This is a genomic window from Streptomyces sp. Ag109_G2-15 (assembly GCF_900215565.1).
In the GTDB taxonomy this organism is placed as follows: domain Bacteria; phylum Actinomycetota; class Actinomycetes; order Streptomycetales; family Streptomycetaceae; genus Streptomyces; species Streptomyces diastatochromogenes.
Map to the genome: position 1 here is coordinate 907,848 of NZ_OCNI01000002.1, position 12,245 is coordinate 920,092.

Genomic DNA, 12,245 nt, shown 5'->3' on the forward strand with positions numbered 1-12,245 from the left:
GCGCGCGTCAGCGTCTCCGCGGACGCGGTGTTCACGTCACCTGTCCCCCTCTGCCCGCTGCGGCTGCAGCGCGCGAGGGCAGACGGCGGCGCTCGCCTGGGCCAGCAGTGCGTGCATGCGCTCGGTGAGCTGCGTGACGTCGTCGGCGGGCGTGTGGAACGTCAGTCGTACGTCGCCGTGGGCGCGGGTGCGTTCGATGCGCAGGGTGAGGCCGTGGCGGTCGACGGCGAGGGGCGTCACGCGGGTCGCGGCGTGCAGGCTCTCGGGCCGTACGAGCCGGGTGAGCCGCTCCACGGCGTCCGGGTGGGCGTCGGCGAGGTGGGTCAGCAGCCGGGCCTCGGCGCCGGCCAGCGGGTCGGGCCGGGCGGCGGCGAACTCGTCGAGGTCGACCAGGACGGCACCGGACGACTGCCGCAGGACCACGCGCGTGGGCCGGAAGAGCAGGCCGCCGTCGGCCGGCGCGAACCAGCCGGCCAGCCACAGCCGGGCCCGGATCCGCTGCCGGACCGGGACGGGGGCCACGTCGGCGAACTCCAGCACCGCCGACGGCTCGCCGCGCGGGGCGCACAGCGCGGCCCCGACCAGGGCGCTGTCCTCGGGTACGTCGAGCAGCACCCCACCGTCCTCGGTCACGGAGTGCGCGCCGACGTACTCCTCGCGGGCACCGTCCGCGGTCACCCCGCACGACCACGCGGCGGCGAGCACCGACCGCGCCCGCTCCGCCGCACCGGGTCCGGCCGCCCAGTCCTGCGTGTCACCCATCCCGAGACCTCCTTAGGTAAGCCTTGCCTAACCTACCGAAGATCCGCGCGCACGCCAACCACGTCCCGCAAAAGACGAGGAGTTACGCGAGGACGCCCAGCAGGGCACGCGCGCACAGATCGCGCACCTGGTCCCGGGTCAGCCCGCCGTCGCGCAGCCACTCCAGGCAGACGGCGGTGGTGAAGGCGAGCCAGCCACGCACGGCGAGCCGCACCTGCGGGGCACTCTCGAAGACAGGTCCGAACTCGGGGTCCGCGGCCAGCGCGGCGAGGATCTGCTGCTCCTGGGCGGCGAGGGCCCGCTGGTAGACACGGCGCACGGCCTGGTCGCCGGCCGCGTCGGCGCGGTGGAAGGCACGGAAGCCGTGGGCGTGGGCCTGGACGTAGCCGAGATAGGTGTCGAGGCCGGCGGCGAGCTGTTCACGCACCGGCACCCCGGGCACGGCCGCCGTCATCCGCAGCATCCGCTCGCTCTCGCGCTCCACGACCGCGGCGAAGAAGTCCCGCTTGGTCGGGAAGTAGTGGTACAGCAGCCCGCGGGAGACTCCGGCGATCTCGGCGACCTGCTCGATCCACACGTCGTCGTAGGGGCTCTCCGAGAACAGCCTCGCCCCGACCGACAGCAGCTGCTCACGGCGCTCCTCGGTACTGAGTCTGCGCCGGGCGCGTTCCCCCTGGTTCGCGGGCATGGCGTCACTTTACTTGACGTCGGTTCAACAAGCGGACCACACTGAAAGACGTTATTGAACTCACGTACAACACGAGCGCACCACAGGTTCGACCATCCGCTGATCAAGGGAGATCGCGTCATGGCGGAGACGAGGCAGACCGGGCTGCCCAAGGGGTTCCGGGGCGCCGAGCAGGGCTGGCCGGAGTTGCACCGCATCCCGCATCCGCCGCGTCGGCTGCCCCTGGCCGGCGATGTGCTGGGCGTCGACCGGCGCCGGCCCGTGCAGGACTCGATGCGCTTCGGGCGGGAACTGGGCCCGATCTTCCGGCGCCGGGCCTTCGGGAACGAGTTCGTGTTCCTCTGGGGCTCGCGGCTGGTCGCCGATCTCGCCGACGAGTCCCGGTTCGCCAAGCATGTGGGCCTCGGGATCGCCAATCTGCGCCCGGTCGCCGGCGACGGCCTGTTCACCGCGTACAACCACGAGCCGAACTGGCAGCTGGCCCACGACGTCCTCGCGCCCGGCTTCAGCCGGGAGGCCATGGAGGGCTACCACGGCATGATGCTGGGGGTCGCCGCGCGGCTGACCGGCCACTGGGACCGGGAGCTGGCGGCCGGGCGGGCGGTGGACGTGCCCGGCGACATGACCAAGCTGACCCTGGAGACGATCTCGCGCACCGGGTTCGGGCACGACTTCGGCTCCTTCGAGCGGGACCGGCCACACCCCTTCGTGACGGCGATGGTGGGCACCCTCACCTACGCCCAACGGCTCAACAGCGTGCCCGTACCGCTGGCGCCGCTGCTGCTGCGCGGCACCGCCCGGCGCAACGCGGCCGACATCGCCTTCCTCGACCGCACGGTCGACGGTGTCGTGGCGGCCCGGCGCCGCTCCGGCGGCGGGGACGGGGACCTGCTGGACCGCATGCTGGACACGGCCCACCCCGAGACCGGCGAGCGGCTGTCGGCGGAGAACGTCCGCAAGCAGGTGATCACGTTCCTGGTGGCGGGCCACGAGACCACCTCGGGCGCGCTCTCCTTCGCCCTGTACTACCTCGCCCGGCACCCGGAGGTCGCCGCGAAGGCCCGCGCCGAGGTGGACCGGGTCTGGGGCGACACCGCGGAACCCGGCTACGACCAGGTCGCCAGGCTGCGCTATGTCCGCCGGGTGCTGGACGAGTCGCTGCGGCTGTGGCCGACCGCGCCCGGCTACGCCCGGGAGGCCCGCGAGGACACGGTGCTGGCCGGGGAGCACCCGATGCGGCGCGGCGCCTGGGCGCTGGTGCTGCTGCCGATGCTGCACCGCGATCCGGAGGTCTGGGGCGAGGACGCCGAGCGGTTCGACCCGGACCGGTTCGACGCCGGCGCCGTACGCGCCCGTCCCCCGCACACCTTCAAGCCGTTCGGGACCGGCGCCCGGGCCTGTATCGGCCGCCAGTTCGCCCTGCACGAGGCGACCCTCGTCCTCGGCCTGCTGCTGCGCCGCTACGAGCTGCGTCCGGACCCGGACTACCGGCTCCGGGTCATCGAGCGACTGACGCTGATGCCGGAGGGCCTGCGGCTGCGTCTGGAGCGCCGCACCGCCCCCGCGCCCGCACCGGTCACGGTCCCGGACGACGGCTCGGGGTCAGCCGGCCGCTGCCCAGTGCACGGGGCGGGTGAGTGACTCCGGGAGCCTGGTGCCGGCGCTGCCCCGGGCCGCGTTCAGCTGTGGCTGGGTGAGGAAGAAGGCCCCGGTGAGGTCCGCGTCGGTCAGATCGGCGTCGCGCAGGTCGGCGCCGATCATGTCGGCCCCGCGCAGGTCGGCGCCGGTGAGGTCGGCGGCGATGAGGTAGGCGCCGCGCAGGCTGGCACCGCGCAGGTCGGCGCCCCTGAGCCGGGCCCCCATGAGGTCGGCGCCCCGCCGGTCCTTCCCCTTGCCCTTCTTGCCCTTGCTCCCCTTGCCGCCCTTGCTGTCCGCGACACCCGCCCGGGCCAGCTCGCTGGTGCGCAGCAGGAGCACGTTGACCTCCTGCCGGTGGGCGGCCACGTCCAGCGCGGCCAGCTCCTCGGGGGTCTGCCGGGTGAGCCGCTCGGTCTCCTCCAGCGCGCGGCGCAGATCGGCGTGGACGGGCCGGGCGGCGTCGAGGCCCAGTGCCTCGGTCAGGTACCAGAGCAGTTCGTGCAACTGGCGCACGACCGGGAACACGTCGAACATCCGGCGGGCGTGCTCCTTCGGGCCCGTACGCCAGTCCTGGCCGCCGAAGGTGAGCTGCGAGACCTTCTGGCCCGCGCCGAAGCAGTCGTAGACCGTGCAGCCCGTGAAGCCCTTCTTCCGCAGGTCGGCGTGGATGCCGCAGCGGTGGTCACCCTGGAGGTTGGGGCAGGGCCTGCCCGCGGGCTTGTCGAGGGCGAAGTCCGCGGAGGCGGCGAAGGGCAGGGCGACGCAGCACAGCCCGAAGCACTGGGCGCAGTCGCCGCGCAGGGCGGAGCGGTCGGTTGTCTGATCCGGCATACCGATAAGCCTACTGACCTGCGGAACCGTCCCTACTCCTCAGGCCTCCGGCACGGACAGGTCCAGCCGGGCGAGCCGGTCGGGGTCGGCGAGGATGTACAGGCCGGTGATCCGTCCGTCGGCGATGGTGAACGCCGTGACCGACAGGGGCTGTCCCTCGGGCGCGGTGACCAGGCCCACCGTGCCGTTGACCAGCACGAGGCGGGCGTACACGGCGAGATGGGAGAACATCGAGGCCTGTTCGGCGACCGTCCGCGCCCCGCGTACGGCCTTGGAGACGGCCGCTCCGCGCACCAGGGCGCCGGCGTCGGCGCGCAGCTCCACGTCCGGGTGGAGCAGCGCGAGGAGCGCCTCGAAGTCGCCGCCGCGCGAGGCGGCCAGCCAGGCGTCCACCACCTGCCGCTGCCTGCCGAGGTCGGGGTCGGCCGCCGGGGTGGCGCCCTGCACCCGGCGACGGGCCCGGCTGGCCAGCTGCCGGGTGGCGGCCGGGGTGCGCTCCACGATCGCGGCGATGTCGTCGAAGGGCACCGCGAACATGTCGTGCAGGACGAACGCCAGCCGCTCGGCCGGCTCCAGCGTCTCCAGGACGACGAGCAGGGCGAGCCCGACCGAGTCCGCCTCCAGCACCTCCGCCTCCGGATCCACCTGGGACAGGGGGCGGACCAGCGGGTCCGGGACGAACGTGTCGTCCATCGGGTCCTCGCGGCGGGCGGTGCGCGAGCGCAGCATGTCCAGGCAGACCCGTCCGACGACCGTGGTCAGCCAGCCGCCGAGGTTCCTGATCTCGTCCGCGTCGGTGCGGCCGAGCCGCAGCCACGCCTCCTGGACCGCGTCCTCCGCCTCGGCGAGCGAGCCGAGCATCCGGTAGGCCACCGCGCGCAGTTGCCCGCGGTGCTCCTCGAAGCGTTCGGCGAGAAGCTCGGTGCCGTTCATGGGGTCCCCGTTCAGTGGTGGTTCGTCGGCCGGGCTGTTGGTTGAACAGGCCGGACTATCGGTTGAACAGTTCGAAGGCCACCGCCGGCTTCCCGCCGAAGCGTTCCCCGGTGGCGGTGGTCGTCTCGGTCAGGAAGTCACGGACGTACGTCTCCGGGTCCTGGTCGGTCAACGCCTCTATGTAGGTGCGGTGTTCGAGCAGGGAGCGCACCGCGTGCTCCAGGCCGGGTGTCGCCTCCACCGCGTGCGTGGGGCTGCTGGAGCCGGCGACGGCCACCCGGCGGACGCCGTCCCAGGGCTCCAGTCCCTGCTCGGTGAGTTCCGGGAAGATCCAGCGGTTGCCGGCGTCGGCGGCCGCGTCCAGGGTGGCGCGGCCCACGGCCACATGGTCCGGGGTGTTCCAGGTGACACCTCCCCAGGTGTCCCGGTGGTTGAGGGTGATGACGAGTTCCGGGCGGTGGCGGCGGATCGCGGCGGCGATGTCGCGGCGCAGCGCGGGGCCGTACTCGATGACGCCGTCCCGGTGGTCGAGGAACTCCACGGAGGTGACGCCGACGACGGCCGCGCTCGCCCGCTGCTCGCGCTCGCGCAGCGGGCCGCAGACGGCGGGGTCGAGGGTGTCGATGCCCGCCTCGCCACGGCTGGCCAGGACATAGGCGACCTCGCGGCCGGCCGCGGTCCAGGCGGCGACGGCCGCCGAGCACCCGTACTCCAGGTCGTCGGGGTGCGCGACCACGGCGAGGGCACGCTGCCAGTCGTCGGGCAGGGGCTGGAGCTGGGTGATCTTCGGCTCGGTCATGGGCGCAGACTATGCGGCCGTGCCTCTGTCGCAACTCCTTTTTCAGCGTGGCGTTCTCGCGGCTGGTACGGCGGTGGCGTGCGGGTTGGCGGACGTGCCCTCGGTGCTCAGCAGGACGACCACGGCCGCCGGGCCGAGGCCCAGTGCCGTACGGCGTTCCTCGGCGCCCTCCCCGGTGACCGCCGCTCGGGCACCGGCCAGGGCGGCGGCCCCGCAGGGGCCCGAGGAGACACCGAGCGCGGCCAGTTCGGCGGCCGCACGGGCACTCTCGGCGTCGGCGACGGCGACCGCGGCGTCCAGGCCCGCCGCCAGGCGGGGCCAGGCGATGCTGGACGGGGTGCCGCAGTTCAGCCCGGCCATGGTGGTCTCGCCGGTGGTGACGCTGACGGGTGCGCCCCGGGTGAGGCTCTCCAGGACGCAGGCCGCGGCCTCCGGCTCGACGGACAGCAGGGCCGGGCCCGGCCCGGACGGACGGCTCCGGTAGTGCGTGACGACGGCCTGGGCCAGGGAGCCCACGCCCACCGGGACGGCGACGAGCCCGGGCGACGGGGCTCCGGCGGCGGCCAGTTGCTCGTCGATCTCCCGGCAGAGCGTGGAGTAGCCCTGGACGATCCAGCCGGGGATCCGCTCGTAGCCGGGCCAGGCCGTGTCCTGGACCAGGACCGCGTCCGCGGCGGCGGCCGCCTCGGCCGCCCGGCGCACGGCTTCGTCGTACGGGCCCTGCACCCGGGTGACCTCCGCGCCCTCGGCGGCGATGGCCGCCACGGCGTCCGGATGGACACCCCGGGGAACGACGATCTGCGCGCGTTGGTCGAGCAGGCGCGCCATGCGGGCCACGGCCCGCCCGTGGTTGCCGTCCGTGGCGCTGACCAGCGTGACCGGCCCCGCGCCCGGGGCCTGGGCCGCCCGCTCCGCCAGCACGCGGTGCACCGCCCAGGACGCGCCCAGCGCCTTGAAGGCGGGCAGGCCCAGCCGGGACGACTCGTCCTTGACGAAGACCCGTCCCACCCCCAACTGGGCGGCCAGGGCCGGGAGTTCGGTCAGCGGTGTGGGGGCGTAGCCGGGCAGCGAGGCATGGAAGTCCCGCACCCCGGAAGGGGCCGGCGGGCAGGTCCAGGAGCGGGCGGCCGGCCGCGCGAACCACGGCAGAGCCCTCAGGGAAGCAGCGTTCGGGTCCACGGATCCGGCGTCACCCCTCGTCCCGGGCCAGCGCGAGCAGCCGGTCCAGGACCCGGGGCGCTCCGGTGCGCAGGCCGTCGTGCTCGAACTCGTCGGTGACCCAGGTCCGCAGACCACGGACGGCACGGGCGGTCTGCAGGGAGTGGGCGGTGTCCACGTACATGTCGTCGTGGTAGATCGCCGCGGCGACCGGAACCTCGTTGGCGGCGAGGCGGGCGGGGTCGTACAGCGGCTGCCAGTCGGTGCGGGCGGCGAGCAGCTCGGCGGTCTCGCGCAGCGGGCGCAGGGCCGGGTCGGCGTCGAACATCCAGGGGTGGACCGTCTCGCCCGTGAACAGCACCGGGGCGTCACCGGCGATCGCCTTGGCCGCGTCGAACTGCGGGAACTCGGCGCGGACGCGCTCGGCGGCCCAGGCCGTGGGGCGGACGTCCTGACCGTAGATCGCCTCGTGGACGAGCGCGTACAACGGGTGCCCCGCGTACGACAGCAGGCCCTGGACCTCTTCCTGGAAGGCGTCGGAGAGATCGAAGCCGCCGGGGGTGCGCACGAAGGCGTCCTCCAGGAGGAAGTGCAGACCGTGGCTGCCGTCGCTCGTGCCCAGCATCAGGCCCAGGGACTGGAACGCCTCCACGGTGAGGCGGTAGCCGCCCGGCAGCACGACGTCGTGGGTGAGGAGGTGGTCGGCGATACGGCGGGCCCGCTCCACGTCCTGCGGGTAACGGGCGTAGTGCGCGGCGACCTTGCGTTCGATGCGCGGGTAGGCGGCCCGGTAGACGTCGTCGGCGTGGGCGTGGAGGGAGGGCAGGCCGCCGGTGATGACGGCGGTGCCGATCCCCTCGGGGGCCAGGGAGAGGTACGAGACCGTGCAGAAGCCGCCGAAGCTCTGGCCGAGCACGGTCCAGGGGGCGCCGCCCGTCACCTCGGGGCGGATCGCCTCGCAGTCGCGGACGATGGAGTCGGCGCGGAAGCGGGTGAGGTACCGGGCCTGCTCGGCGGGGCCGCCGCGCAGCGGGAGGGTCTGCCGGGTGGCGGGGGTGGAGCGGCCGGTGCCGCGCTGGTCGAGGAGGAGGACGCGGTGGTCCTTGAGGGCGCGGTCGAGCCAGGCCTGCCGTCCGATGAAACGGTTCGCCCCGAAGCCGGGCCCACCCTGGAGGTACAGCAGCCAGGGCAGCTCCTGGCCCGCCTTGTCACTCGCGACGGCCTCCCGGGCGTACAGCTCGATGGTCTCGCCGTCGGGGTCGCCGTGGTCGAGGGGCACGGTGAAGTGACGGTCGGTGAGGACGACGCCGGGCTGGCGGTAACTGAGGCTCAACGGGTCTCCCGGGACGGATGGGACGGACGCGTCCCAGTTCAGCACATCGACGGCGGTGAGCCGAGCCCCTGGATCATGGATCGTTACTGAACTTCCGGTCAGCGGGCGGCCAGGCTGGAGCGGCGGACCACCAGCTCCGGCTGGAGCACCACGCGCCGGTGCTCATGGCCGCCGGCGCCGCCCTCGGCCTCGGTCTCCTCCAGCAGCAGCTCGGCGGCGAGGGCACCCATGGTGACGGCGGGCTGCCGTACGGAGGTCAGCGGTACGGCGGCCGCGGCGGCGAACTCGATGTCGTCGTAGCCGACGATCGCGAGGTCGTCGGGGACGACCACGCCGGCCGCGTACATGGCCTGGAGCACGCCGAGCGCGAGCAGGTCGTTGGCGCAGAAGACGGCCGTGGGCCGGTCGGCTAGGCCGAGCAGCCGGGCGCCCGCGTCCCGGCCGGCGGCCACGTCGAGCCGCTCGGTGGGCAGTTCGCGCAGCGCGTCGGGACCGAGCCCGGCCTCGGCGAGGGCGTTCAGCGCGCCGGTGCGGCGGTCGCGGACCTGGTTGAGTCCGGGCGGGCCGCTGACGTAGGCGATGGAGCGGTGTCCGGCGTCGACCAGGTGCCGGACGGCGAGGGCGCCGCCCGCCACGTCGTCCACGGAGACCGAGCACTCGGTGGTGCCCTCGGCGACCCGGTCGACCAGCACGAAGGGGATGCCGTGCCGGCGGAAGGCCTCGATGTTGCGGCCGGTGGCGTCGGCCGGGGTGAGCAGCACCCCGCGCACCCGTTGCTCGGCGAAGAGGGAGAGGTACTCGGCCTCCTCGGCCGCGTTCTGCGCGCTGTTGCAGACCATCACGCCGACCCCGGCCTCGCGCGCGGCCCGCTCGGCACCGCGCGCGACGTCGACGAAGAAGGGGTTGCCCATGTCGAGGACGAGCAGGCCCATGATCCGGCTGCGGCCCGCGCGCAGCTGGCGCGCGGACTCGCTGCGGACGTACCCGAGCCGGTCGATCGCGGACAGGACCCGGGCACGGGTCTCGCTGGCGACGGTGTCCGGGCGGTTGATGACGTTCGACACCGTGCCCACCGACACTCCGGCGGCGCGGGCGACGTCCTTGATACCCACCGACTGGGCCATCGGGCGGGGACCTCCAGGGAAACGAGGGGCGGCGGGAAGGCCTTCACATTACCGTCATCGCCGCCCAGAACAGACCGGTCACGCGGGGAGTGCGAAGTCCACGACATGGAGCGGCGAGGGGGTGGTGCCGCTCGACTTCTCCTGGTACATGAAGGACAGCACGTTGTCCGCCTTCACCCGCGTCTCGTCGATCACGACCTCCCCGAACGCGTTCAGGTCACTGCCGTCGTACAGCAGCGCCCAGTCCGTGTACCCGGAGGACTTGGAGGCGGCGGCGATCCTGCCGTACGGGAAGATCGCGTAGGCGTTGTCGTACTTGTCCAGGACCAGCTTGGTGCGCTGGCTGGAGTTCAGTGCGAGGGGGATCTCGGTCTTCTGCCAGGTGCCGGAGGAGTTCTTGCGGAGGTGGAAGGCGCGGCCGTTCGCGGTGCGGTCGCCGACGTAGTTCGTGGTGCACTGGCCGAAGCGGCCGGGTACGTAGCTGATGATCGCGTGCGGCAGGCCGGCCGAGTCGGTGGTCTGGCTCTCCTGGTTCATCAGGGAGTGGTCCGGGTTCAGGGAGTCGACGACCAGCCCGGCGTCGCCGACGGCGACCGTGTCCGAGGTTCCGGTGGTGCCCACGACCGTGCCCGCGTCGTTGCGCCAGGTGCGGCCGCGGTCGGTGGAGTGGACGTAGCCGGTGTCGTGGTTGGTGATGCCGCCGCTGTTGCACATCACGGCGGCGTTCTGCTCGCGCCAGGTGAAGAAGGCGTGCAGGCGGCCGTTCACGTCGTAGTCGATGCCGTGCAGGTACATGTTGCGGGCGGTGCTGGAACCGTGCGAGCTGGTGTAGGTACCGGTGGAGCTGGTCCACTCCCCCAGCGCCGTCCAGGCCGAGCCGTCGTACTCCGCGAGGGCGTTGCGTCCGTTGCCGGAGATGCCGGCCCGGTAGCTGAGCTGGAGCCTGCCCTCGGGTGTGGCGACGAACTGGGGGTAGGTGAACTGCGAGGTGAGCGCGAGCCCGTCGAGGGTCGTCTGTACGGCGCCGAGGACGGACGAGGTCCAGGACGTGGTCGCGGGGTTGTCGAGGAGTCCGGCGACCGACTTGACGTAGAAGAAGCCGTCGCTGTGCGAGTCCATGTTCAGGTGGAGACGGCCGTCGGTCTTCGAGACGCCCATGGAGATGACGTTGTGCGAGTCGTCGCTCTTGAGCGTGTGGGAGAGGGTGACCGTCGACCAGGTGGAGGCGCCGAGGACCCGGCGGGCGACGACGGCGTTGCGGGTCGCGGTGTACCAGGCGGCGTACTGGTAGCCCTTGTAGGTGAGCAGGCCGTTCTTCTGGAAGGAGTTGTTGTTGACCAGGCCGTCGTAGGAGACGAAGTAGAGGGCCTGGGCGTCCAGTCGGGTGGTGCCCTGCTTGGTGACGGAGGGGCCGGGGTCGGCGGCCCGTGCGATGCCCGGTGTTGCCACGGCGGCCAGTATGGCGGTCGTGAGCACGGTGCGTCGTCTCATGGATGCGGCTCCTGAAGGCGGTCAGGCGAGGTGGAAGACTTCGGTGAGCGGTTGCATGGCCTCGTCGGGCCGGGCGCCGTCCAGCGACTCGAAGAACGGTGCCATCTCCGTCTGCCAACGGGCGTTGATGTCGGTGGCCTCCATGCCGGCCTGGGCGGCGGCGAAGTCCTCGGTCTCCAGGTAGCCGACGAGCAGGCCGTCCTCGCGCAGGAAGAGCGAGTAGTTGTGCCAGCCGGTCGCCCGCAGGGCGTCGAGCATCTCCGGCCACACGGCGGCGTGCCGCTCGCGGTACTCGTCGAGGCGGTCCGCCCGGACCTTCAGCAGGAAGCACACGCGCTGCATCAACAGCCCCTCAGCCACTAGAAGTCGAACTGGTCGATGTTCTTGGAGTCGAACACGGTCGGCTTGCCCAGGTTGACCACGCCGTCCTTGCCGATGGTGTACGTGGTGTCGCCGGCCTTGAAGGTCTCGCCCTCCTTGCCGGTGATCTGCCCGGACACCAGGGCGACGGCGGTGCGGGCGGCGAGGTCGCCGAGCTTGGCCGGGTCCCACAGCTCGAAGGCCTCGACGGTGCCGTTCTTGACGTACTTGCGCATGTCGTTGGGGGTGCCGAGGCCGGTCAGCTTGACCTTGCCCTTGTACTTGGAGCCGGACAGGTACTGGGCGGCCGCCTTGATGCCGACGGTGGTCGGGGAGATGATCCCCTTCAGGTTCGGGTGCTCCTGGAGGAGGCCCTGGGTCTGCTGGAAGGACTGCTGCGCGTCGTCGTTGCCGTAGGCGATCTTGACCAGCTTGACGTTCTTGTACTTGGGGTCCTTCAGCTCGTCCTTCATGTAGCCGATCCAGGTGTTCTGGTTCGTCGCGGTCTGCGCGGCGGACAGGACCGCGATCTCGCCCTTGTAGCCGATCTGCTCGGCGAGCAGCTGCACCTCGGTGCGGCCCAGGTCCTCGGCGGACGCCTGCGAGACAAAGGCGTTACGGCAGCCCGGGCTGGTGTCGGAGTCGTAGGTGACGACCTTGATGCCGTTCGACATGGCCTGCTTGAGCGCGGTGCACAGGGCCCCCGGGTCCTGCGCGGACACCGCGATCGCGTTCACCTGCTGCTGGGTGAGGGTGTTGACGTAACTCACCTGACCCGAGGTGTCGGTGGCGCTGCTCGGGCCCACCTCCTTGTACTTGGAGCCCAGCTCGGCGAGGGCCTTCTCGCCGCCCTTGTCGGAGGTGGTGAAGTACGGGTTGTTGACCTGCTTGGGCAGGAAGCCGACGGTCAGCCCCTTCTTGGTGGCCGCGTTCGGATCGGCCTTGCCGGCGGAGGCGGCCGAGGCGTTGTCCGACTTGACGTCGCTCTTGGTGGTACCGCCACAGGCGGTGAGAGCGAGCGCGAAGGAGGTGGCCGCGGCGAGGGCGGCGCCGGAGCGGCGGAGGGATGACTTGCGCATGGCACGGGGTCCTTTTTACGAGGGTGAGTGGAGGCGCCCCACAGGGGCG

The 12,245-nt window shown here is 72.5% G+C and carries 12 protein-coding genes; 1 reads left to right on the forward strand and 11 read right to left on the reverse strand.

Translation table 11 applies throughout. From position 1 onward, the window contains the following. Window positions 1–36 precede the first annotated feature (36 nt). Window positions 37–762 carry a DUF2470 domain-containing protein gene (locus CRP49_RS40575; RefSeq protein WP_097258386.1) on the reverse strand — a complete coding sequence of 242 codons (726 nt, stop codon included), beginning with the start codon at window positions 760–762 and terminating at the stop codon, window positions 37–39. 82 nt (window positions 763–844) lie between these two features. After that, complete coding sequence (locus CRP49_RS40580; protein WP_094218969.1) at window positions 845–1,450, reverse strand: TetR/AcrR family transcriptional regulator; 606 nt, start codon at window positions 1,448–1,450, stop codon at window positions 845–847. 120 nt (window positions 1,451–1,570) lie between these two features. Between CRP49_RS40580 and CRP49_RS40585 the strand changes: the two genes are divergently transcribed. Continuing rightward, the gene (locus tag CRP49_RS40585; RefSeq protein ID WP_097258387.1) at window positions 1,571–3,091 is read left to right on the forward strand and encodes a cytochrome P450; all 1,521 of its coding nucleotides are present in this window, start codon (window positions 1,571–1,573) and stop codon (window positions 3,089–3,091) included. Here the strand turns inward: CRP49_RS40585 and CRP49_RS40590 are convergent. From CRP49_RS40590 to rhaS, 9 genes are all read right to left on the reverse strand, one after another. Beyond that, the gene (locus CRP49_RS40590) at window positions 3,053–3,919 is read right to left on the reverse strand and encodes a pentapeptide repeat-containing protein (protein ID WP_097258388.1); all 867 of its coding nucleotides are present in this window, start codon (window positions 3,917–3,919) and stop codon (window positions 3,053–3,055) included. The two genes, CRP49_RS40585 and CRP49_RS40590, sit on opposite strands and share 39 nt — an antisense overlap. Window positions 3,920–3,958: 39 nt before the next feature. Continuing rightward, the gene (gene sigJ / locus CRP49_RS40595) at window positions 3,959–4,852 is read right to left on the reverse strand and encodes an RNA polymerase sigma factor SigJ (RefSeq protein WP_097258389.1); all 894 of its coding nucleotides are present in this window, start codon (window positions 4,850–4,852) and stop codon (window positions 3,959–3,961) included. 55 nt (window positions 4,853–4,907) lie between these two features. Beyond that, the gene (locus tag CRP49_RS40600) at window positions 4,908–5,651 is read right to left on the reverse strand and encodes a PIG-L deacetylase family protein (protein WP_094218973.1); all 744 of its coding nucleotides are present in this window, start codon (window positions 5,649–5,651) and stop codon (window positions 4,908–4,910) included. 42 nt (window positions 5,652–5,693) lie between these two features. Continuing rightward, the gene (locus CRP49_RS40605) at window positions 5,694–6,830 is read right to left on the reverse strand and encodes a diaminopropionate ammonia-lyase (RefSeq protein ID WP_097258390.1); all 1,137 of its coding nucleotides are present in this window, start codon (window positions 6,828–6,830) and stop codon (window positions 5,694–5,696) included. 10 nt (window positions 6,831–6,840) lie between these two features. Beyond that, window positions 6,841–8,142 (reverse strand): alpha/beta fold hydrolase, encoded by a 1,302-nt coding sequence (locus CRP49_RS40610; protein ID WP_097258391.1) that lies wholly within the window; start codon window positions 8,140–8,142, stop codon window positions 6,841–6,843. A gap of 98 nt (window positions 8,143–8,240) precedes the next feature. Next, the gene (locus CRP49_RS40615; RefSeq protein ID WP_097258392.1) at window positions 8,241–9,266 is read right to left on the reverse strand and encodes a LacI family DNA-binding transcriptional regulator; all 1,026 of its coding nucleotides are present in this window, start codon (window positions 9,264–9,266) and stop codon (window positions 8,241–8,243) included. Window positions 9,267–9,344: 78 nt separating this feature from the next. Then, window positions 9,345–10,757: a BNR repeat-containing protein gene (locus CRP49_RS40620; protein WP_097258393.1), complete on the reverse strand. Its 1,413-nt coding sequence runs from the start codon at window positions 10,755–10,757 to the stop codon at window positions 9,345–9,347. 21 nt (window positions 10,758–10,778) lie between these two features. Further along, complete coding sequence (locus tag CRP49_RS40625; protein WP_094218978.1) at window positions 10,779–11,099, reverse strand: L-rhamnose mutarotase; 321 nt, start codon at window positions 11,097–11,099, stop codon at window positions 10,779–10,781. Window positions 11,100–11,116: 17 nt separating this feature from the next. Next, the gene (gene rhaS / locus CRP49_RS40630; RefSeq protein ID WP_097258394.1) at window positions 11,117–12,196 is read right to left on the reverse strand and encodes a rhamnose ABC transporter substrate-binding protein; all 1,080 of its coding nucleotides are present in this window, start codon (window positions 12,194–12,196) and stop codon (window positions 11,117–11,119) included. Window positions 12,197–12,245 lie beyond the last annotated feature (49 nt).

Coding starts and splice junctions, on each gene's coding strand:
- CRP49_RS40575 (WP_097258386.1), bottom strand. CDS start 762: ATGGGTGACACGCAGGACTGGGCGGCCGGACCCGGTGCGGCGGAGCGG.
- CRP49_RS40580 (WP_094218969.1), bottom strand. CDS start 1,450: ATGCCCGCGAACCAGGGGGAACGCGCCCGGCGCAGACTCAGTACCGAG.
- CRP49_RS40585 (WP_097258387.1), top strand. CDS start 1,571: ATGGCGGAGACGAGGCAGACCGGGCTGCCCAAGGGGTTCCGGGGCGCC.
- CRP49_RS40590 (WP_097258388.1), bottom strand. CDS start 3,919: ATGCCGGATCAGACAACCGACCGCTCCGCCCTGCGCGGCGACTGCGCC.
- sigJ (WP_097258389.1), bottom strand. CDS start 4,852: ATGAACGGCACCGAGCTTCTCGCCGAACGCTTCGAGGAGCACCGCGGG.
- CRP49_RS40600 (WP_094218973.1), bottom strand. CDS start 5,651: ATGACCGAGCCGAAGATCACCCAGCTCCAGCCCCTGCCCGACGACTGG.
- CRP49_RS40615 (WP_097258392.1), bottom strand. CDS start 9,266: ATGGCCCAGTCGGTGGGTATCAAGGACGTCGCCCGCGCCGCCGGAGTG.
- CRP49_RS40620 (WP_097258393.1), bottom strand. CDS start 10,757: ATGAGACGACGCACCGTGCTCACGACCGCCATACTGGCCGCCGTGGCA.
- CRP49_RS40625 (WP_094218978.1), bottom strand. CDS start 11,099: ATGCAGCGCGTGTGCTTCCTGCTGAAGGTCCGGGCGGACCGCCTCGAC.
- rhaS (WP_097258394.1), bottom strand. CDS start 12,196: ATGCGCAAGTCATCCCTCCGCCGCTCCGGCGCCGCCCTCGCCGCGGCC.